This window comes from Pseudomonas sp. FG47, from assembly GCF_057809115.1.
On sequence record NZ_JBMDJI010000051.1, the window covers coordinates 1 to 21,496 of the forward strand.

The 21,496-nt window shown below is 69.5% G+C and carries 1 protein-coding gene; it reads right to left on the reverse strand.

Features of this window, described 5'->3' with window-relative positions:
* Positions 1-21,433 (reverse strand): non-ribosomal peptide synthase/polyketide synthase (locus tag ACODS5_RS23030; protein ID WP_489109732.1); only part of this gene is annotated, 21,433 nt, incomplete at its 3' end.
* Positions 21,434-21,496 lie beyond the last annotated feature (63 nt).

The following is a 21,496-nucleotide window of genomic DNA, read 5'->3' on the forward strand; positions in this document are numbered from 1 at the left end:
TCTCGGTCGGGCCGTAGTTGTTGACCAGTTGGAAGCCTGGATCACGTTCGAAGTGACGCAGGCGGTCACCGCCGACCAGCAAGGTACGCAAGGTCGGGTGCTGACGCTCGCGGCGCAGCGCCTGTTCGGCCACTGGCGTCGGCAGGAAGCTTACGTGCAGCGGTTGTTCCAGCCACCAGTCCAACAATTCGTCGACGTGTTCGCCGCCAATGTGCGCGGGCGGCAGGTGCAAGGTTGCGCCGGCGCACAGGGCCGGCCAGGCTTCCCAGGCCATGGCATCGAAGCCGAAGCCCGCCACGCTGGAGGTCTGGCTGCCGGCGCCCAGCTCGAAGGCCTGGCAGTGCCAGTGCACCAGGTTGGCCAGGGTGCGGTGCTCGACCATCACGCCCTTGGGCTGTCCGGTGGAACCGGAGGTGTAGATCACATAGGCCAGTTGTTGCTCATCCAGCCCTTCGACGAGCGGGTTGCTGTCCGGCTGATCCAACCAGGCATCACTGTCGATTGCCACGCTGGCTACCTCCCCCACCAACCCGGCAGTAGCGGCCTCGACCAGCACCAAGGTCGGTGCGCTGTCGCTGAGCAGGTAGGCGATACGCTCTGCCGGATAGGCCGGGTCGACCGGCACATAGGCCGCGCCGGCCTTGAGTACCGCCAGCATGGCGATCAAACGCTGCGGGCCGCGCGCAAGGCACAGGGCCACTCGATCACCGAGCAGCACGCCACGAGCGATCAGGTGATGGGCCAGGCGGTTGGCGCGCTGGTTCAACTCGCCATAGCTCAGGCGCTGCTCGCCCTGCACCAGCGCCAGGGCGTGTGGCGCCTGGGCTTCGACCAACGCCTGGATCACCTGCCCTTGCGCATAGGCCACGGCTGGCGGGTTCAAACCTTCGAGCAGTTGCAGTCGCTCTTGGGCATCGAGGATCGGCAGCGCATCAACGCGAACCGCGCCCTCTTGCTCCAAGGCCTGGGTCAACTGGGTCACGACCGCCGCCATCCAGTTCGCCACACGCACGGCGCCAATCCCCTGCTGGGCCAGCACGCTCAGGCTGAAGCCCTCGCCCAGGTCGTCCACGCTCAGGGTCAGCGGGTAGTTGCTGCGCTCCTCGCCGCCCAACTGGTGCATGCCCTGGAAGCTGTCGGTGGCGTCGGTGGCGATTCCGGCCGGGCTGTGCCGGTAGTTGAGCAAAGCGCTGAACAACGGTGTCGAAGCCGGCACGCCGCTGCAACGCTGGGCCAAGGCCAGGGAGGCATGCTCATGGCCGAGCAACGCCGAGAGCCGTTGGTGCGTGACACGCAGCGCCTGCTTGGCGCTGGCGCGGGTATCGATGCGCAGCGGCAAGGTATTGATGAACACGCCCAGCGCGCGGTCGGCACCCTCGCCGCCTTGCAGGCGGCCCATCAAGACAGTGCCGAACACCACGTCCTGGCGCCCGGCCAGCACGCCCACCACCCGTGCCCAGGCCAGGTGCATCAGGCTGGCGGCGCTGACGCCAAGCTGGCGCGCCTGCAGGCGAACCCGCCGCGCCAGGTCCAGGTCGAGCGCCTGGCGGACTTCCTCGATATCGCGGCCATCGCCCTGCACATCGACCAGGCCCATGGGCAAGGTCGGTTCCTCGATATCGCCAAGCATCTCGCGGAAGAACGCCTCGTGGCCGGCCTGCGCGGCGCCCAGGCGCACCTGGGCGACATAGGTGCGGTACGGCACCGGCGCGGCCAGTTGCGCCCCGCGCCCGGCCAGCAAGGCCTGCATTTCGTGGACGATCACTTCCATGGCCGTGTGGTCCAGGGCCAGATGGTGGAAGTGCAGGATTGCCACCACCCGCTGCTGCGCCGGGTCCAGGGCGTAGGTCAGGCGCAGCAACGGCGCCTGGGTCAGGTCCAGGCGTTGCTGGCGGGCATCGAAATGCCCGTGCAGGCGCTCGATCACCGCGTCCTCGCCCAGCCCGGTGACCTCAGTCACCGCCAGGCGTGCCTGGCGCCAGACCACCTGCACCGGCTCGGCCAGACCTTCCCAGACCACCGAGGTGCGCAGGATATCGTGGCGGTCGATCACCTGTTGCAAGGCCCCGGCGCAGGCTTGCAGACGGTCCAGGCTGTCGAAGGCCAGGCGGGTCTGCAGCAGGTACGGGTCGCCCTGCTCGGCGCTCAGGTGGTGGTAGAGGATGCCCTCCTGCAACGGCGCCAGCGGGTAGATCTCCTGCACGTTGGCCGCGCCACCCGGCACCGTGGCGACGATACGCTCGATGCTGGCTGGGTCCAGCTCGATCAGGCTGAGCATGGCCGGGGTGATCTGCGTGGCATCGACCGGCACACGATTGGCCGGCACCTCGACCTCGCGACCACTGCCGACCGCCGCCGCCAGGGCCGCCAGGGTCGGCTGGGCGAACAGCACGCGCACATCGGCGTTAAGCCCGGCCTTGCGCATGCGCTCGATCAGGCTCACCGCCAGCAGCGAGTGGCCGCCCAGTTCGAAGAAGTGATCGTGGCGCCCCACCTGCTCGACCTTGAGCACCTCGGCCCAGATCGCCGCCAAGGCCGACTCGATCTCGCCCTGGGGCGCCTCGAAGGCACGGCTGACCACGGCCTCGCGCCCCGGGGCCGGCAGCGCCCGGCGGTCAAGCTTGCCGTTGGCCGTCAGGGGCAGTTCGTCCAGCTGCACGTAGGCCGCTGGCAGCATGTAGTCCGGCAGCTGGCCTTGCAGGCGTTCGTGCAGTTCGGCAATCGCTGGCGCGTTGCCGGTGAAGTAGGCCACCAGGCGCTTGTCGCCCGGCTCGTCCTCACGCACCACCACGGCCGTGTCGCGAACGCCTGGGCATTCGCCCAGCCGTGCCTCGATTTCGCCCAGTTCGATACGGAAACCGCGCAGCTTGATCTGCTGGTCGGCCCGGCCCAGGTAACGCAAGGTGCCGTCTGCCTGCCAGCAGACCAGGTCGCCACTGCGGTACATGCTGCCGCCGTTGAACGGATCCGCCAGGAAGCGCTCGGCGGTCAGCTCAGGCTGGCCCAGGTAACCCAGGGCCACGCCGTCGCCGGCGATATACAGCTCGCCAACGGCGCCCACCGGCAGCAACTGCTGACGGGCGTCCAGCACATAGCAACGGGCATTGCCGATCGGCTTGCCAATCGGAATGCTGCCCTCGCCCACCTGGGTGATCTCATGGGTGGTGCTGAAGGTGGTGGCCTCGGTCGGGCCATAGCCATTGAGCAAGTGTTGCGGGGCGCCGTCGCGCAGCACGCGGGCGATCACCGCTGGGTCGAGCACGTCGCCCCCCACCATCAGGTAGCGCAGTTGGCGCAAGGCCGGCAGCAGGTCATCGGCGAACTGGTGGAACAAGCCCGCCGTCAGCCACAGCACCGTCACGCCCTGGCTCAGCAGCGCTTCGCGCAAGGCCTGGCGCGACAGTACCTGGTCCTGGTCGATCACCACCACCGCGCCGCCATTGAGCAACGGCGCCCAGACTTCCAGGGTGCTGGCGTCGAACGCCGGGTTGGAGGCGAAGGCCACCCGGTCCTGGCTGTTGAAATCGGCGAAACCGTTGTTGATCACCAGGCGCACGATAGCCCGGTGCGGCACCTGCACCCCTTTCGGCGTGCCGGTGGAGCCCGAGGTGTACATGATGTAGGCCGTGCTGCCGGCGTTCACCGCCAGTTCCAGGTCCTCGCCGGCATAGCGCTCCAGCTCGAGTCGGTCCAATTCGATGCGGCGTGTACCTTCCACCTGCGGTTGATCGCTGTGGGTCAACAGCAATCGCGCCTGGCTGTCGGCAACCATGAACGCCTGGCGCTCCAGCGGGGCGTTGCCGTCCAGTGGCACGAACACCGCGCCACACTTGCTCACGGCCAATTGCGCCGCCAGCAGGTCGAACGAACGTGGCAGCAGCAATGCCACCCGGTCGCCGGCCTGCACGCCCATTTCCAGCAAGTGGCCTGCCAGGCGGTTGGCCTGCTGGTTCAGCGCCTGGTAGCTCCAGCGCCGCGTGCCATGGACCACCGCCAGCGCTTCGGGGCTGGCCTTGGCGTGGGCTTCGAACAGCCCGTGCAGCGCCACCTGGTGCGGGTATTCGCGTCGGCTGTCGTTGAATTGCCGCAGCACCCGCTCGCGCTCTGCCGCAGGCAGCGCGACGACAGCCTGCAATGGCGTCGCCGGTGCCGCTTCCAGCGCCTCGGCCAGGCCCGACAGGGCGCCCTGCAACAGCTGGCCAACCTGCGCCCCATCCACCTCGGGCACCGCCTGTACAGTCAGCAAGAAGCCATTGCCCAGGTCGTCGACGCTGACCACCAGCGGGTAGTTGCTGCGTTCGTGGGCGGCCAGCAGCTCGATGCCGTCCCAGGCCCGCGCCTGCTCGGCGTTGCCCGCCGCGCTATGGCGGTAGTTCAGCAGGCTGGTGAACAGCGCCTGCGCCGCCGGCACGCCGCTGCAGCGCTGGGCCAGGGCCAGCGAGGCCTGCTCATGGGCGAGCAGCCGCGCCAGGCGCTGGTGGGTCAGGCGCACGCCATCGGCGACACTCGCCGAGCCGACGCTGACCCGCAGCGGCAAGGTATTGATGAACATGCCCAAGGCCCGTTCGGCGCCTTCGCCGCCTTGCAGGCGACCCAGCAGCACGGTGCCGAACACCACCTCCGCACGCCCGGAAAGTTGCGCCAGCACCTGGCCCCAGGCCTGGTGGACCAGGCTGGCGACGCTGACGCCCAAGGCCCGGGCCTGCTCTCGCAGGCGCGCGGCCAGGTCGTCGTCCAGGCGCTGGCGGTAATCCAGCACCTGGCGGCCATCGCCCAGGGCCTCACGCAAGCCGAACACCAGGGTCGGCTCGTCGATATCACCGAGCAGCTCGCGGAACAGCGCTTGCTGGGCCTGGCTATCGTCGCGCAGGCGGGCCTGCGCCACGTAGTTGCGGTACGGCACGCTGTCGCCCTGGGGCTCACGGCCCAGCAGCACCTCGGCGACTTCGGCCACCAGCAGTTCCAGGGCGGCGTGGTCAAGCAGGATATGGTGCAGCAGCAAGGTCGCCTGCAAGCGGCCATGCTCCACCCGGCTGCTCAGGTGCATGAGCGGCGCGCGGCCCATGTCCAGGCGCACGTCCTCCTGCGCCGGCTCGATGGCCAGGCACGCCTTGCGCCAGACCACCTGCACGGCCTCGTCCAGCCCTTGCCAGTGCACGCTGGTACGCAGGATGTCGTGGCGCGCGATCACCTGGTTGAGCGCTGCGACAAAGGCGTCCAGCTCGGCCTGGCCGGCGAAGGCAAAGCCCATCTGCAGCACATAGGGGTCGACCTCGGCGCTAGCCAGGTGGTGATAGAGGATGCCCTGTTGCAGCGGCGCCAGGGCGTAGAGGTCCTGCACATTGGCCGCGCCGCCGGGGATGCGTTGCACCAGGCTGTCGAGCGCCGCCTGCTCCAGGCTCGCCAACGGCAGCATGTCGCGGGTGATGCGCGTGCAGCCCACCGGGATGCGGTTGGCCGGCACCTGCGTCGTCGCCTCACCGCCCACCGCCGCGGCCAGCGCCGCCAGGGTCGGCTGGCCGAACAGCACGCGCACGTCGGCGCGCAGGCCGGCCTTGCGCAGCCGCGCGGTCAGGGTCACGGCCAGCAGCGAGTGGCCGCCCAGCTCGAAGAAGTTGTCATGCCGGCCAACCTGGGCCACGCCCAGCAGTTCGCTCCACAACTGCGCCAACAGCGTCTCGACCTCGCCCTGCGGCGCCTCGTAGGCCTGTTGCGGCACGTCGGGCGCTGGCAGGGCCTTGCGCTCGAGCTTGCCGTTGGGGCTCAGCGGCAGCGCGTCCAGGTGGGTGAACGAAGCAGGTACCATGAACTCCGGCAACTGGCCCAGCAGCGCGGCGCGCAGCGTGTCGACAGTTTGCGCGGCACCGGTGTAGTAGGCCACCAGGCGCTGGTCGCGGGCCAGCACCACGGCTTCCTTGATGCCCTCGACACGGGTCAGGCAGGCCTGGATCTCGCCCAGTTCGATGCGCAGGCCACGGATCTTGACCTGGTCGTCGTTGCGCCCGAGGTATTCGAGGTTACCATCGGCCAGGTGCCGGGCCAGGTCGCCGGTGCGGTACAGGCGCGCGCCGGCACGGCTGGCGAATGGGTCGTCGATGAAGCGCTCGGCGGTCAGTTCGGCGCGGTTGAGGTAGCCACGGGCCACCTGCACGCCACCGATGTACAGCTCACCCGGCACGCCGCGCGGCACCGGTTGGCCATGGGCATCGAGCACGTACAGGGTGGTGTTGGCGATCGGCTTGCCGATCGGCGTGTTGTCCGGCGCCGTCACGCAGTGCCAGGCGCTGACATCCACCGCCGCTTCGGTCGGGCCGTAGAGGTTGTGCAGCTCGACGCTCGGCAACTGCGCCTGGAACCTGCGCACCAGGCTGCCGGGCAGGGCTTCGCCGCTGCACAGCACACGCTTGAGGCGTTCAGGTTGCAGTTGGCCATGGGCGAGGAACACATCCAGCATCGATGGCACGAAGTGCAAGGTAGTGACCTGCTCGGCGCGGATCACCTCGCGCAGGTATTCGGGGTCGCGGTGCCCACCGGGGCGGGCCATCACCAGCCGGGCGCCGGTTTGCAGCGGCCAGAGGAACTCCCACACCGACACGTCGAAGCTGAACGGGGTCTTCTGCAGGACCACGTCAGCGGCGCCAAGCGGATAGGCGTCCTGCATCCACAACAGGCGGTTGACCACCCCGGCGTGCTCGTTCATCACGCCCTTGGGCAGCCCGGTGGAACCGGAGGTGTAGATCACATAGGCCAGGTGGCGCGGGGTCAGCCCGGCCACCTGCGGCGCCGTGGCCGGCTGCGCCAGCCAGGTGGGCTGGTCGAGACCGACCAGGCGTGCGCCCTCGGCCACCGTGCCGGTGGCCGCCTGCACCAGCACCGCCACCGGCGCGCTGTCGCTGAGCATATGGCGAATGCGCTCGGCCGGGTACTCAGGATCGACCGGTACATAAGCGCCGCCGGCCTTGAGGATGGCCAGCAGGCCGACCACCATCGACAAACCGCGCTCGACGCAGATCGCCACCCGATCGTCGGGTTCGACCCCCAGCCCGATCAAGTGGTGGGCCAGGCGATTGGCCTGTTCATCGAGTTGGCGATAGCTGAGCACACCCTCCTCGGCCGTGACCGCCAGCGCGTCCGGCGTGCGCCGCACCTGGGCCTCGATCAAGCCATGCAGCGTTTGCTCCAGGTGGTAAGCCCGCGCCGTGTCGTTGAAGCCTTGCAGCACCTGGCGGCGCTCGGCCGGCGCCAGCACCGGCACCTCGGTCAAGGCGCTGTCGGGCTGGTGTGCCAAGGCCTGCAACAGGCCGTCGAGCACGTGCAGCAACTGCTCGCAGACGCGCTGCGCGCCGACCTGTGGCGTCACCCTCACGCCCAGGCGCAGGCTGTCGCCGAAGTCATCGACATCCAGGGCCAGCGGGTAGTTGCTATGCCCTTCGCTGCCCAGGGTCTCGATGCCTTGCCAGGCGTCAGCCTGCGCGCTCGCCCGACTGCTTTGGCGGTAGTTGAGCATGGCGCTGAACAACGGCAACGGCGCGGCCACCTGGCTGCAACGCTGAGCCAGGGCCAGCGAGGCGTGCTCATGCACCAGCAGCGCCGACAGGTCGCGCTGTAGCGCCTGCACGCCCTCGCGCACGCTGACGCCGGCCAGGTCGACGCGCAACGGCAAGGTATTGATGAACATCCCCAGTGCCCGCTCGCTGCCCTCGCCGCCCTGCAGGCGACCCAGCAGCACGCTACCGAACACCACTCGGTCCTTGCCGCAGGCGGCCGCCAGAAGGCGTGCCCAGGCCAGGTGCAGCAGGCTGGCGCTGCTCACCCCAAGCTGGCGCGCCTGTTCGCGCAGGCGCTGGTAGCGCTGGCCGGCGAACTCGACCTCGGCCACCTCGATGGCCAGGCCATCGCCCTGCACCTCGCGCAGGCCGAACGGCAGGCTCGGCTCGTCGATATCGCCCAGTTGCGCGCGGAAGAACGCCTCGTGCTGCGCCTCGCTGACGCCCTGGCGCGCCTGCACCACGTAGTTGCGATATGGCACCGAAGGCGGCAACGGCAGGTCCTGCCCCAGCAGGTAGCCGCGCATCTCGGCCTGCACGGCCTGCATGGCGACGTGGTCGAGGACGATATGGTGGAACTGCAACACCGCCTCGACTCGCGTACTACCCGCCTCGGGGCGATGCAACAGGCGGATCAGCGGCGCCTGGGCCAGGTCCAGGCGCGCCAGTTGGCGCTCCTCCAGTGGCAGCACCTGCAGCGGTGCCTGGCGCCAGACCACTTGCACCGGCTGCGCCAGGCCTTCCCAGAGCACCGCGGTGCGCAAGATGTCGTGGCGGGCGATGACCTGCTCCAGAGCCTGGGCGAATGCGCTCAGGCGCGCGGGGCTGTCGAAGCGCAGGTGCGCACGCAAGGCATAGGGGTCGGCGGCGGCGCTGCTCAGGTGCAGGTAGAGGATGCCCTCCTGCAACGGCGCCAGCGGATAGATATCCTGCACGTTGGCCGCGCCGCCCGGCACGCAGGCGACGATCTGTTCGATGACTGCCTGGTCCAGCTCGATCAGCGGCAGCAATTCGGGGGTGATGCGGCCACAGCCCGCCGGGATCAGGTTGGCCGGCACCGGCACCTCGTGGCCTTGGCCAAGGGTCGCCGCCAGGGCCGCGACGCTCGGCTGGCTGAACAAGGTGCGTACATCCACCTGCAACCCGGCCTGGCGCAGGCGCGCGGTGAGGCTGACTGCCAGCAGCGAGTGGCCACCGAGGGCGAAGAAGTTGTCGTGACGCCCGACCCGCTCGACGCCCAGCAACTGCGCCCAGATATCCGCCAGCAAGGTTTCGGTCTCGCCCTCGGGCGCCTGGTATTCGCTCGGCTGCACGTCAGGTACTGGCAGGGCTTTGCGGTCGGGCTTGCCGTTAGGGGTCAGCGGCATGGCGGCCAGGTGGACGAACAGCGCCGGCACCATGTACTCCGGCAGGTGCAGCAGCAGCGCCGCGCGCAGGCTGTCGGCGGCCTGCGCTTGACCTGTGTGGTAGGCGACCAGCCGCGGGCCGCTGTGCGGGTGCTCGTGCACCAGCACCAGCGCCTCGCCGACACCGGGCACCCGGTTCAGGCAGGCTTCGATCTCGCCAGGCTCGATACGCAGGCCGCGTAGCTTGACCTGGTGGTCGATACGGCCAAGGAACTGCAAGGTGCCGTCGGCCAGCTGGCATACCCGGTCGCCACTGCGGTACAGGCGCTCATCGGGGTTGAACGGGCTGGCGATGAAACGCTCGGCCTGCTGCTGTGGCAAGCCAAGATAACCACGCGCCACACCGGCGCCGCCGATGTGCAACTGACCGGCCACGCCCCAAGGCACGGGCTGGTCGTGGGCATCGAGCACATACAGGCGGGTGTTGTCGATCGGCCGGCCAATCGGCAGCGCGCCCTGGGGCACTGGGTCGTCGGGGTGCAGCGTGTGGATGCTGCAATCCACGGTGGTCTCGGTGGGGCCGTAGACGTTGTGCAGGCGCACCTGCGGCAGGCGTTCGCGCACCTGGCGCACTAGCGCTTCGGTCAGCTCGCCACCGCCGCAGACGATATCGCTGAGGCTGGCGCAGCGGGCACTATCGGGCAGATCGAGGAACTGCTGGAGCAAGGCCGGCACGAACTGCACCACGCCGACCTGCTGACGCTCGATCAGCTCGACCAGGTATCGAGGGTCGCGCTGGCCATCCGGGCGCGCCAGCACCAGGCGCAGGCCGCTGCACAGCGGCCAGAACAGCTCCCACACCGAGGCGTCGAAGCTCACCGGGGTCTTGTGCAGCAGCGCGCCACCGGCCGGAAACTGCCGCTGGCTCCAGTGCACCAGGTTGACCAGGTTGCGGTGCTCGACCATCACGCCCTTGGGCACGCCGGTGGAGCCGGAGGTGTAGATCACATAGGCCAGGTGGCTGGCGGTCAGGCCAGGGACCTGCGGATTGTCCTTGGGCTGGTCACTCCAGCCCGGCTGGTCGAGGTCGACCAGCGGCACTGCCGGTTCACCCGGCAACGCGCGGGTGGCGCCCTGCACGAGCACGGCGCGGGGTTGGCTGTCGTCGAGCATGTGCCGCACCCGTGCGGCCGGGTAGTCCGGGTCGAGCGGCACATAGGCGCCGCCAGCCTTGAGAATGGCCAGTAAACCGACCACCAGCGGCAAGCCACGCTCGACGCAGATCGCCACCCGCGCGTCGGGGCCTACTCCCAGTTCGATCAGGTGGTGGGCCAACTGGTTGGCCTGGGCGTTCAACTGGGAGTAGCTCAGTGACTGCCCCGCGGCCTGCACGGCAATGGTATCCGGGGTACGCGCGGCCTGCTGCTCGAACAGCCGCTGGATCGGTTGCCCAAGCTCATGGGGCCGCGCCGTGGCATTGCAGCCTTGCAGCAGGTACTCACGCTCGCTGGCGAGCAGCACCGGCAGCGCCAGCAGCGCCTGCCCAGGCTGGCTGTCCAGCCCGTCGGCCAGCGCCTGCAGCACCTGCTGCAGTTGCTCGCACACCCGCATCGCACCCACCGTGGCCGGGGCCATGGCGACCAGGCGCAGGCGCTCGCCCATGTCATCGACGCTCAGGCTCAGCGGGTAGTTGCTGCGTTCCTGGCCGTCGAGGAACTCGATACCTTGCCAGTCCAGGCGCCGCGCCTCGTCGGCCACCTGGCCGTGGCGGTAGTTGAGCATGGCGCTGAACAACGGTGCCGGGGCCGGCACGCCACTGCAACGCTGGGCCAGGGCCAACGAGGCGTGCTCGTGGGCCAGCAGCGCGCTGAGCCGCTGCTGGGTGGCCTGGAGCGCATCGCCCAGGCTGACGCCGGCCAGGTCCAGGCGCAGTGGCAAGGTGTTGATGAACATGCCCAGGGCCCGTTCGGCACCCTCGCCGCCCTCCAGGCGGCCCAGCAGCACAGTGCCGAACACCACGCTGTCACGGCCGCTGACGGCCGCCAGCAGGCGCCCGTAGGCCAGGTGGAACAGGCTGGCGACGCTGATGCCGCGCTGCCGGGCCTGCTGGCGCAGGCGCAAGGCCAAGGCGTCGTCCAGCCACAGTTGGGCCTCTTCGATGGCCTGGCCGTCGCCTTGCACGTCGCTCAGGCCGAACGGCAGGGTCGGTTCGTCGATATCACCCAGTTGCGCGCGGAAGAACGCCTCGTGCTCGGCCTGGCTGACGCCCAGGCGCGCCTGGGCCACGTAGTTGCGGTACGGCACCGGCGGTTGCGCCGGTGCAGCAGCGCCGCGCAGATAACCGAGCAATTCGGCGCCGACGATCTCCAGGGCGGTGTGGTCGAGGACGATATGGTGGAACTGCAACAAGGCTTCGATACGCCCGCCCACCTCCTGGTGCAGCAAGCGAATCAGCGGTGCCTGGCTCAGCTCCATGCGTTGCAGGTTTTGTCCGGCGAGCGGCGCCACCTGCAGCGCTGCCTGGCGCCAGACTACCTGCAGCGGCTGCGCCAGGCCCTCCCAGAGCACCGCGGTGCGCAGCACGTCATGGCGGTCAATGGCGGTTTGCAGCGCGGCGGCGAACGCCTGCAAGCACTCATGGCTGGCGAAGGCCATGCGCGATTGCAGCACATAGGGGTCGTGCTCGGGCGAGCTGAGGTGGTGGTAGAGAATGCCCTCCTGCAACGGCGCCAGCGGGTAGATGTCCTGCACGTTGGCCGCGCCGCCCGGCACCGTGGCGACGATGCGCTCGATGGCGGCCTGCTCCAGGGTGAGCAAAGGCAGCAACTCCGGGGTGATCTGCGTGCAGCCCGCCGGGATCCGGTTGGCCGGCACCTCGACCCGGCGGCCCTGGCCGAGGGTGGCGGCCAACGCAGCCACGGTCGGCTGGCCGAACAGCGTGCGCACATCGGCCTCCAAACCGGCTTGGCGCAGGCGCGCGGTCAGGCTGACCGCCAGCAGCGAATGGCCGCCCAGTTCGAAGAAATTGTCATGGCGACCGACCTGCTCCAGGCCCAGCACCTCGGCCCAAAGCGCGGCGATGGCGGTTTCCACCGGGCCTTCGGGCATGACGTACGTCTGGCCGGTGAGCACGGCAGGCTCCGGCAACGCCTTGCGGTCGAGCTTGCCGTGGACGGTCAATGGCAGTGCGTCCAACCGGACCAAGGCTTGCGGCACCAGGTGGGTTGGCAGGGTGGCTTGCAGGCCTTGGCGCAGCGCGTCGGTGTCCACCGCCCCGTCGGCTGCGGTGAACCAGGCCAGCAGGCGCTCGTCGCGCACCAGCACCACGGCATCGGCGATGCCCGCCTGGGCTTTGAGCGCGGCCTCGATCTCGCCCAGTTCGACCCGCACGCCACGGATCTTCACCTGGTCATCGTTGCGGCCCTGGTAGTCCAGGGTGCCATCGGCGTTCCAGCGCACCAGGTCGCCGCTGCGGTACATCCGCCCGCCGTTGAACGGGTCGGCCAGGAAACGCTCGGCGGTCAGCGCCGGGCGGTTGAGGTAACCACGCGCCACCTGGGCACCGCCGATATACAGCTCGCCGGTTACACCGACGGGCACGGGCTGACGCTGCTCATCCAGCACATAGACCCGGGTGTTGGCGGTCGGTTTGCCGATATGCAGCGCCCCGCCCGGCTGAAGCACCCCGGAGGTCGCCACCACGGTGGTCTCGGTCGGGCCGTAGTTGTTGACCAGTTGGAAGCCTGGATCACGTTCGAAGTGGCGCAGGCGGTCACCGCCGACCAGCAAGGTACGCAAGGTCGGGTGCTGACGCTCGCGGCGCAACGCCTGCTCGGCCACCGGCGTCGGCAGGAAGCTGACCTCCAGCGGTTGCACCAGCCACCAGTCCAGCAATTCGTCGACGTGTTCGCCGCCAATGTGCGCGGGCGGCAGGTGCAAGGTTGCGCCGGCGCACAGGGCCGGCCAGGCTTCCCAGGCCATGGCATCGAAGCCGAAGCCCGCGACGCTGGAGGTCTGGCTGCCGGCCCCCAGCTCGAAGGCCTGGCAGTGCCAGTGCACCAGGTTGGCCAGGGTGCGGTGCTCGACCATCACCCCCTTGGGCTGGCCGGTGGAGCCGGAGGTGTAGATCACGTAGGCGAGTTGTTGCTCATCCAACCCCTCGACAACCGGGTTGCTGTCCGGCTGATCCAACCAGGCATCACTGTCGATTGCCACGCTGGCTACCTCCCCCACCAACCCGGCAGTAGCGGCCTCGACCAGCACCAAGGTCGGTGCGCTGTCGCTGAGCAGGTAGGCGATACGCTCTGCCGGATAGGCCGGGTCGACCGGCACATAGGCCGCGCCGGCCTTGAGCACCGCCAGCATGGCGATCAAGCGCTGCGGGCCGCGCGCAAGGCACAGGGCCACTCGATCACCGAGCAGCACGCCACGAGCGATCAGGTGATGGGCCAGGCGGTTGGCGCGCTGGTTCAACTCGCCATAGCTCAGGCGCTGCTCGCCCTGCACCAGCGCCAGGGCGTGTGGCGCCTGGGCTTCGACCAACGCCTGGATCACCTGCCCTTGCGCATAGGCCTGGGTGGTGGCATTGAAGTCCACCAGCACCTGCTGCAACGCCGCCTCATCGAGCACCGAGGACTGTTGCAAGGTTTGCTCCGGCGCCTGCTGCAACGCCTGCAGCAACTGGCCCAGGGCATTGACCATCCAGCCCCCTACCTGCGCCGCCGAAATCCCGGCGGCGGCCAGCACGCTCAGGCTGAAGCCCTCGCCCAGGTCATCGACGCTCAGGGTCAGCGGGTAGTTGCTGCGCTCCTCGCCGCCCAGCAGGCGCACGCCCTGCCAGATACCCTCGCCATCGCGTGCGACAGGGTCGGCGCTGTGGCGGTAGTTGAGCAAGGCGCTGAACAGCGGTGCTGCAACCCCCACACCACTGCAGCGCTGGGCCAGGGCCAGTGGCGCATGCTCGTGGCCGAGCAGCGCCGACAGCCGCTGATGGGTGGTGTGCAGGGCCTGGGCCACCGGTTGCGCCACATCCACCCGCAACGGCAGGGTGTTGATGAACATCCCCAGGGCCCGGTCGGCGCCCTCGCCGCCTTGCAGGCGACCCATCAAGACGGTGCCGAACACCACGTCCTGGCGACCGGCCAGCATCCCCACCACCCGCGCCCAGGCCAGGTGCATCAGGCTCGCGGCGCTGACGCCCTGCTGGCGGGCCAGTTCGCGCACGGCCTGGGCCTGGGCCGGGGCCAACTGCAGCTGGGCCTGTTCGAGCGCAGCGCCATCACCCTGCACATCGGCCAGGCCGTACGGCAAGGTCGGCACCTGGACATCGCCCAGTTGCGCGCGGAAGAACGCCTCGTGGCCGGCCTGGTCCTCGCCCAGGCACACCTGGGCAACATAGTTGCGGTACGGCACCGCCGCCGGCAACGTGTCGCCACGGCCCTCCAGCAGCACCTGCAGCTCCTCGCCAATCACCGCCATGGCGGCGTGGTCGAGGGTCAGGTGGTGGAACTGCAGCAACGCCACCCATTCGCCGTGGCGCCGGTCCTCGGCGAACAACAGCCGCAGCAGCGGTGCCTGGGTCAGGTCCAGGCGTTGCTGGCGGGCATCGAAGCGCGCCTGTAGCGCCTCGAGCACCGCCGTTTCGCCGAGCCCGGTGACTTCGCGCACCTCCAGCCGTGCCTGGCGCCAGACCACCTGCACCGGTTCGGCCAGACCTTCCCAGACCACCGAGGTGCGCAGGATATCGTGGCGGTCGATCACCTGCTGCAGCGCCGCGGCCCAGGCCTGCAAGCGCGCCGGGCTGTCGAACGCCAGCCGCGATTGCAGCAGGTAGGGGTCGCCCTGCTCGGCACTGAGATGGTGATAGAGGATGCCTTGTTGCAACGGCGCCAGCGGGTAGATCTCCTGCACGTTGGCCGCGCCACCCGGCACCGTGGCGACGATACGCTCGATGCTGGCTGGGTCCAGCTCGATCAGGCTGAGCATGGCCGGGGTGATCTGCGTGGCATCGACCGGCACGCGATTGACCGGCACCTCGACCTCGCGACCACTGCCGACCGCCGCCGCCAGGGCCGCCAGGGTCGGCTGGGCGAACAGCACGCGCACATCGGCGTTAAGCCCGGCCTTGCGCATGCGCTCGATCAGGCTCACCGCCAGCAGCGAGTGGCCACCCAGTTCGAAGAAGTGATCGTGACGCCCCACCTGCTCGACCTTGAGTACCTCGGCCCAGATCGCCGCCAAGGCCGACTCGATCTCGCCCTGCGGCGCCTCGAAGGCACGGCTGACCACGGCCTCGCGGCCCGGGGCCGGCAGCGCCCGGCGGTCAAGCTTGCCGTTGGCCGTCAGGGGCAGTTCGTCCAGCTGCACGTAGGCCGCTGGCAGCATGTAGTCCGGCAGCTGGCCTTGCAGGCGTTCGTGCAGTTCGGCAATCGCTGGCGCGTTGCCGGTGAAGTAGGCCACCAGGCGCTTGTCGCCCGGCTCGTCCTCGCGCACCACCACGGCGGTATCGCGTACACCCGGGCATTCGCCCAGCCGTGCCTCGATTTCGCCCAGTTCGATACGGAAACCGCGCAGCTTGATCTGCTGGTCGGCCCGGCCCAGGTAGCGCAAGGTGCCGTCGGCCTGCCAGCAGACCAGGTCGCCACTGCGGTACATGGTGCCGCCGTTGAACGGATCCACCAGGAAGCGCTCGGCGGTCAGCTCAGGCTGGCCCAGGTAGCCCAGGGCCACGCCGTCGCCGGCGATATACAGCTCGCCAACGGCGCCCACCGGCAGCAACTGCTGACGGGCGTCCAGCACATAGCAACGGGCATTGCCGATCGGCTTGCCAATCGGAATGCTGCCCTCGCCCACCTGGGTGATCGCATGGGTGGTGCTGAAGGTCGTCGCCTCGGTCGGGCCATAGCCATTGAGCAAGTGTTGCGGGGCGCCGTCGCGCAGCACGCGGGCGATCACCGCTGGGTCGAGCACGTCGCCCCCCACCATCAGGTAGCGCAGTTGGCGCAAGGCCGGCAGCAGGTCATCGGCGAACTGGTGGAACAGCCCGGCCGTCAGCCACAGCACCGTCACGCCCTGGCTCAGCAGCGCTTCGCGCAAGGCCTGGCGCGACAGTACCTGGTCCTGGTCGATCACCACCACCGCGCCGCCATTGAGCAACGGCGCCCAGACTTCCAGGGTGCTGGCGTCGAACGCCGGGTTGGAGGCGAAGGCCACCCGGTCCTGGCTGTTGAAATCGGCGAAACCGTTGTTGATCACCAGGCGCACGATAGCCCGGTGCGGCACCTGCACCCCTTTCGGCATGCCGGTGGAGCCCGAGGTGTACATGATGTAGGCCGCGCGGCTGGCGTCTGCCATGCGCGGCGGCGCCTGGTCCGGATAGCCATCGAGCACGAGCTGATCGAGTTCGACCCGCCGCGCCGCGTTGAGCAATGGTTGGTCGCTATGGGTCAGCAGCACCCGCGCCTGGCTGTCACTGACCATGAACGCCTGGCGCTCCAGCGGCGCGTTGCCGTCCAGCGGCACGAACACCGCGGCGCACTTGCTCACCGCCAACTGCGCCGCCAGCAGGTCGAACGAGCGCGGCAGCAGCAACGCCACCCGCTCACCCGCCTGCACACCCAGTTCGACCAGGTGCTGCGCCAGGCGATTGGCCTGGGTCTCGAGCTCGGCGTAGCTCCAGCGCCGTTCGCCCTGCAGCACCGCCAGCGCCGCTGGCGTGCGCACGGCGTGGGCCTCGAACAGCCGCTGCAAGGGTTGCTCGCGTGGATAATCGCGAGCAGTGTCGTTGAAACCGCGCAGGACCCTGTCGTGCTCGGCTGCGGGCAGGCCATGCAGGCTGTGCAACGCGCGCTCGGGCGTCTGCTCCAGCGCCGTCACCAGGCGTACCAGGGCCATCTGCAACAGTTGGCAGACCTGCTCGCCATCGACCGGCGCCACGCTCTGCACGGTCAACCTGAAATCGCTGCCATAGTCGTCGACGCTGACTACCAGCGGGTAGCTGCTGTGCTCCTGCGCGCTCAGCAGTTCGATACCCTGCCAACTCGGTCCCTGCGGCGACTGGCCGGCACTTTGGCGGAAATTCAGCAAGCTGGTGAACAACGCCCGCGCCGCGGGCACCCCACTGCAGCGCTGCGCCAGGGCCAGCGAGGCCTGCTCGCGCTCAAGCAAGCGTGCCAGGCGCTGATGGGTCAGGCGCACGCCTTGCACCGCGCTGGCACTGCCGACGCTCACCCGCAGCGGCAGGGTGTTGATGAACATGCCCAGCGCCCGGTCAGCGCCTTCGCCGCCTTGCAGGCGGCCCAACAGCACGGTGCCGAACACCACCTCCTCACGCCCGGACAACTGCGCCAGCACCTGGCCCCACGCCTGGTGAAACAGGCTGGCGACGCTCAAGCCCAATGCCCGTGCCTGCTCGCGCAGCCGCAGGGCCAGGGCCGGCGCCAGCGCCAGGCGGGTATCGCGTACCGGCCGCTGGTCGACACTGGCCTCGCGCAGGCCGTACACCTCGGTCGGCTCGTCGATATCACCCAGCAGTTCGCGGAACATCGCCTCGTCGGCCTGGCTATCGGCGCCAAGGCGCGCCTGGGCCACGTAGTTGCGATAGGGGATGCTCGGCGCCAGCTCGGCCTGGCCCTGGAGCAAGGCCCCGACTTCGGCCACCAGTTGCTCCACCGCCGTGTGATCGAGCAGGACATGATGCAGCAGCAAGGTTGCCTGCAAACGGCCGTCCACCACCTCGCGGCTCAAGCGCAGCAACGGCGCGCGGCCCAGGTCCAGGCGCGGCACCGCCAATGCCGGGCTCAGGCTCAGCGGGGCCTGGCGCCAGACCACCTGTACCGGCGCCTCCAGACCCTGCCAGTGCAGGCTGGTACGCAGGATGTCGTGGCGCGCGATCACCTGGTTCAGTGCCGCGACGAAGGCGTCCAGTTGCCCTTGCCCGGCGAAGGCGAAGCGAGCCTGCACCACATAGGGGTCGGCGCCCGTGCTGGCCAGGTGATGGTAGAGGATGCCCTGCTGCAACGGCGCCAGGGCATAGATATCCTGGATATTGGCCACGCCGCCAGGAATCTGCGCCACAACCTGGTCGATGCCGGCCTGGTCGATGCTGGCCAGGGGCAACAGTTGCGGGGTGATCCGCATGCAACCGGCGTCGATACGATTGGCCGGCACCTCGATGCGTGCCTGGCCGGCGACGCTGGCGGCCAGCGCGGCCAGGGTCGGTTGGCCGAACAGCACGCGCACATCGGCGTGCAGGTCCTGTCGGCGCATCCGTTCCACCAGGCGCACCGCCAGCAACGAATGGCCGCCGAGTTCGAAGAAGTTATCGTCCCGGCCCACCCGCTCGACCCCCAGCAGCTCGGCCCAGATCGTCGCCAGGCATTGCTCGACCTCCCCCTGCGGGGCCTGGTACTGGCGCAGCGGCGCCTCGGGCGCCGGCAGGGCCTTGCGGTCGACCTTGCCGTTGGCGGTCAGCGGCATCGCCGCCAGGTGGATGAACAGCGCCGGCACCATGTACTCCGGTAACTGGCCGAGCAAGGCCTCGCGCAGTTGCTCGGCGGTGTGCGCCGCGCCACTGTAATAAGCCACCAGTTGCGGCCCGCTGTGGGCATGCTCATGCACCCGCACCAGCGCCTCGCGCACACCGGGGACACGGTCCAGGGCCGCCTCGATCTCGCCCGGTTCGATGCGCAGGCCGCGCAGCTTGATCTGATGGTCGTTGCGCCCCAGGAACTCCAGCACGCCGTCGGCGCGCTGGCGCACCAGGTCGCCGCTGCGGTACAGACGTTCGCCGGCCACGAACGGGCTGGCGATGAAACGCTCGGCCTGCTGCTCGGGCAGCCCCAGGTAACCCCGGGCCACGCCGGCGCCGCCGATATGCAGGTGCCCGGCCACCCCCCACGGCAGCGGCTGGTCGGCGCTGTCGAGCACATACAAGCGGGTGTGGGCGATCGGCCGGCCAATCGGCAAGGCAGCGCTGGGCAGCGGCGCCTGTGGCTCCAGGGTCCAGGACGTGCAGTCGACCGTGGTCTCGGTGGGGCCGTAGACGTTGTGCAGGCGCACCTGTGGCAGGCGCTCGCGTACCAGCCGCGCCAGCGCCTCGGTCAGCTCGCCGCCGCCGCAGACGATATCGCTGAGGCTCTCGCAGCAAGCACTGTCGGGTTCATCGAGAAACTGCTGCAACAGCGCCGGCACGAACTGCACCACGCTGACCTGGCGCTGGCGGATCAGCTCGATCAGGTAGCCCGGCTCGCGCTGGCCGTCCGGCCGCGCCAGCACCAGGCGCAAGCCGGTGCACAGTGGCCAGAACAGCTCCCACACCGAGGCGTCGAAGCTCACCGGGGTCTTGTGCAGCAGCGCGCCCTGGGGGTTGGCGGCGATCAACTGGTCGCTCCAGTGCACCAGGTTGACCACGTTGCGGTGCTCCACCATCACGCCCTTGGGCTGGCCGGTGGATCCGGAGGTGTAGATCACGTACGCCAGGTGCTGCGCAGTCAACCCAGGCACCACGGGGTTGCTCGATGGCAGCGAGGCCCAGGTCGGTTGGTCGAGATCGACCGTCGGCGCAGCCCCCTGTCCCACCCGGTCACGCGTGGCGCCCTGCACCAGCACCGCCAACGGCGCGCTGTCGACGAGCATGTGGTGGATCCGCTCGGGCGGATAGCTGGGGTCGAGCGGCACATAGGCGCCACCGGCCTTGAGGATCGCCAACAGGCCCACCAGCAGAGCCGATCCCCGCTCGACGCAGATCCCGACGCGCAGGTCGGGGCCGACGCCCAGGGCGATCAGGTGATGGGCCAGGCGGTTGGCCTGTTCGTTGAGCGCGCGATAGCTCAGTTCACCGTCCTCGCCCTGCACCGCGATGGCCGTGGGGCGCGCGGCGGCCTGCTGTTCGAACAAGCCATGCAGCGGCAGATCGGGCGCCGGCGCCGCGACGCTGGCGTTGTAGTCGACCAGCAACTGCTGGCGCTCCTGCGCGGGCAGCACCGACAGCTGCAACAGCGGGCGCCCGGGCTCACGCTCCAGGGCATCGGCCAGCTCGCCGAACACCTGCAGCAACTGCCCGCACAGGCGCTCGGCGCCCCAGGCGGCCAGGGCCTGGACGGTCAGGAGCAGGTCTTCGCCCAGGTCATCGACCGCCACCGCCAGCGGGTAGTTGGTACGCTCCTCGGCACCGACCACATCGATACCCGGCGCCACGGTGATTACCTCGGCGGCGTCGGCGGCGCCGCTGTGACGGTAGTTGAGCATGCTGTTGAACAGCGGTGCCGGTGCCGCCACGGCGCTGCAACGCTGGGCCAGGGCCAACGGTGCCTGTTCGTGGTCGAGCAGCGCGGTGAGCTGACGATGGGTGGCCAGCAGGGCATCGCGCACACCCTGCCCGGCCAAATCGACGCGCAATGGCAAGGTGTTGATGAACATGCCCAGTGCCTGTTCGCCACCAAGGCCCGCAGCCATGCGCCCGAGCAGCACGCTGCCGAACACCACCGTGTCGCGCCCGGACAGCGCCCCGAGCAACCGCGCCAAGCCCAGGTGCATGACGCTCGCCGGGCTCGCCCCCAACTGCCTGGCCTGGGCGCGCAGGCGCAGGCTGAGGGCCGTGGGCAAGGTCAGCCGGGCCTCCTGCACGGCTTGGCCGGCCAGTTGCGCCACACCGAAGGCCAGGGTCGGCTCGTCGATATCCGCCAGCATGGCGCGGAAGAACGCCTCATGGGCCTGCTCGTCGCGGGCCAGCGCGGTCCTGGCCAGCAGGTCGCGGAACGGTACCGCGGCAGGCAGGCGCTCACCCTCGCCGGCCAGGCGCGCGTGGATCTCGCGGCGGACGATGTCCAGGCCGGTGTGGTCCATGACCGTATGGTGGAACAGCAACAGGGCCACCACCTCGCCGTTTTCGCCTCGGGCATCGACCAGGCGCAGCAACGGCGCCTGGCGCAGGTCCATGCGGTAGTGGGCGCTGTCGAAGCGTGCGCACAGCTGGCGCAGCGGCGCTTCGCCCGCCGCCAGCTGGAGGCTTTCACGGGCCAGCGGGGCCTGGCGCCAGACCACCTGGCGCGGGGCATCGAGCAGTTCCCAGGCCATCGCCGTGCGCAGGATGTCGTGGCGCTGAATCACCCAGTCCAGGGCCTCGGCGAAGGCCTCCAGGTGCGCCGCGCTGGCGAAGCGCAGCTGCGCCTGGAGCACGTAGGGGTCGCCGGCGCGGGCGCTCAGGTGGTGGTAGAGCATGCCCTCCTGCAGCGGCGCCAGCGGGTAGATGTCCTGCAGGTTGGTCACCCCGCCCGGCACGCTGGCCACGATCCGGTCGATGGCGGCCTGGTCGAGTTCGGCCAGCGGCAGCATCTCGGGGGTAGCGCGCAGCGCCGGGCTCAGCCAGGCGTCGCCGTGGTTCGCGAGCATCTCCAACAGGGCCGGCTTGTGGGCGGCCAGGGCATCCCACAGGGCATCGTCGAGGGCATCATCGGCGCCGTCGACCAGCAGGTCGGCCTCCTCGCGCTGGAGTCGGATCGCACGGGTGGAGAGCGCTGCCATGAGTTCGCTGAAGAGCATCGGTAAGCATCCTGCTTTTGCCAATCGGAAATGCTCGGAACGCTAATGGATTGGGCGACAGGC